This is a genomic window from Bradyrhizobium sp. Mp27 (assembly GCF_029953005.1).
In the GTDB taxonomy this organism is placed as follows: domain Bacteria; phylum Pseudomonadota; class Alphaproteobacteria; order Rhizobiales; family Xanthobacteraceae; genus Bradyrhizobium; species Bradyrhizobium barranii.
The window spans coordinates 1-2580 of the sequence record NZ_JASAUS010000388.1 but is presented as its reverse complement, the minus strand read 5'-3'; the positions used below and the strand labels follow the sequence as shown (position 1 = coordinate 2580).

Below are 2580 nucleotides of genomic sequence, written 5' to 3'. Positions count from 1 at the left end.
CAAGGCTCCGAAAGCCTTGCTCACGATCCCGCGAAATCGTTGCTCACGATCGTCTGAAATCTCTGCTCACGATCCCCTGAAATCCGCGCTCACGATCCCGCGAAACGCGCAACCAGCTATGAGGCACACGGAAATACGGGTCGCCGACCCAGCGCTTGCACAGCCCCTCATGACAGCCAGTAAATGTGCTTGAGCAGCAACGGCCGGATCATGAAGCAGGTCGCGATCCCGGGGTGACCATTCTCGCTGTAGAGCAGCGCGGCGCGATCTCGCAGTCGATCCAGTCCCAATCGACCTTGCCGGCGAGCTGAACCAGCTCGTGCTTCATATTGATGATCTGGTCCAGCCTGGCCCGGAACAGATCCCCCGATCACGTCGTACTGTGCTTCTTCGGTCGCATCGCCAACTCCGATGCGACGACGGAAGCACAACGGGCGACTCGACGGAATCTTGAGTGTTCTGTGAGGTTCGCGGGGCAAAGACCAGCGGCGCGCTGTGCCGCGGGTGGCGACCTCATAGAGGCCGGGATTGAACGAAGCCGCGATTTGTAAGCCGTATGGCTATAGTGCAGCCAGTGCGGCTGCAGGGAAGGCGCGCCTGTGGTCGTCGTGCGGTGGTGATCCTCTAGCCAAAAATGCTCCAGTGTGCAGGCCGCAGCTAAGCGCCGCTGGACCGAAGCTTCAGGGGCAGGTCATCGGGCGAATAGCGCGCAATCACCGCCCCCCAGCGAACATCGTGTGCGGCGCGACCATTGGCGCCAAAAAGGCCTCCGATGGGCATACCGGAGGCCTTTCTTTGGAGGTTTACCGTAGAACTACTTTTCTCTCCTTCCGTTCACCGAACAATCTCACCAATTGCGCTGAGCACGGAGCAGCAGACTAACCGTGTTTTGGTCCTTCAGCTCGTATGTAGCTGCGGGCTTTGCCACAAGTGGAACAGCCGCCGTCGTCGTAATTGTCCCGTCAAACTTTTGGTCGAGGTGAGTCCAGACCACGTCTGCCGAGAACGTAAGGTTCTTCACCGGCGTCCAGCGGGTTATAAGACCGAGCTGTGCGACATTGAAATCCGGATTGCACGTGGTGATACCAGCAGTCGGTGCGCCCAAGCCCAGGATCGCAGCGCAAACGAGAGCCGAACCACCGCTACCGTACTTCAGCTGAGCGTACGCGCCGTAGATCGCACTGTTCCAGTACGGATTCCAGTTGTGGGTATAAGCGCCCCGGAAGCCCCAAGTCTGGACCGTGGAAATGCCAGCTCCGGGCCCAAACACACCGTCAGCAGCGGCTGCAAGCCCAATGCTCTGGTAGGCACCCGGAACGCTGGTACCGCCAAACATAGCAAAGTTTTGCGGAGCCAAGCTCTGGAAGTTGTAGCGGGTAGCACCATCGGTGTAGACCGCTTGCATGTTGATGGTGTCACCGGGGCCGGTCGGAAGATTCTTGATCGACAATGCCAGCTGAGCAGCCCAACCCCATTTGTCGCCCGGATGACCGGTCGGCTCTGTCGCGCCGTAGTACGCAGCATGATTGTTATGCGCTGCGACCGACGCCTGAAAAAGGCCCCAAGCCTGATCGACGCGGAACATGCCCTGTATATCAGGAGCCCTCGTTCCGCCAAAGTCATTGGCGCCAAAGTTGCCAGAACCGAAGCCTGCCACTGACGTAAGGCCGGCACCGACATTATATAGGTTACTCTGGTAGTAAGCGGTCGGATCAACAGCCGAGATCGATGCGGTGATGCCCTCGCCGAAGTCTGCGGTGTAGGTAAGCTGGTTTACTCCAGTCACTGTGCCGCCGCCGACCAGACCGTCGAAGTTGTTGCCAGGGTAATTAGTCCAAGGCGCGTCGAACTGCGAGACGGCCTTACCTATGGTGAACCCAGCGAATTGGATGAAGGCGTAGTACACGCCAAGCGTGCCGCCAGCAACCGCGCCCGCATTGGCGTTGCTCGGCGCACCAACGCCCGTGCTGCCAAGCTGTGAGTACACCGTAGCACCGGCAGTAGTACCACTTCCCGAGTATGCGTCGGTTGTCCAACTGAACGTCGCGTCAAAGAACGTGCGGACCACGCCGTACTCGGTCGCGGTGCGCGTATCGATGTTGAAGTCTTCGCGCGCCTTAGTGAAGTAGTAGTTCGTCAGGCGGTTCTGAGCACCCTGAACACCACTGTAGTTACCGTTAAATACGCTCGCACTGAGAGACGTTTCTGCACGCAGGTAACCACCCAACTTGATGCAGGTATCAGTGCCCGGGATGTAGTAGAACCCGGCGCCGTACAGGGAGCAAATCTTCACAAACTCGACGGCTTTTGCCTTTACAGGTAGGTCGGCCGCCTAAGCCGTCCCCATGCCGATCAATCCGGCGGTTGAGCCGAAAAGAACGCTCCTCACGTTAATCATGTATTAGACCTCCAAGTTGCCTCAACTCAAAAGAAGTCGGCTCGACGTTTTCCGACGACTACCAACTGCTTTCGCCCCCCGTGGGTCGGTCAAAATCCCCCGGGTATGGTCACTTGAAACTCCCCCACCTGATGATCGCCGTCAGCGCCGCTGAACAGCAGTAGCCGGTCAGGCAGGACGTT

At 58.6% G+C, this 2580-nt stretch carries 2 pseudogenes; both read right to left on the bottom strand.

Annotation, left to right across the window (positions count from 1 at the left end):
• Window positions 1–127 precede the first annotated feature (127 nt).
• A pseudogene (locus tag QJT78_RS50105) lies at window positions 128–361 on the bottom strand (IS5/IS1182 family transposase); the annotation flags it as partial.
• A gap of 486 nt (window positions 362–847) precedes the next feature.
• Window positions 848–2398, bottom strand: a pseudogene (locus tag QJT78_RS50100) (porin).
• Window positions 2399–2580: the final 182 nt, after the last annotated feature.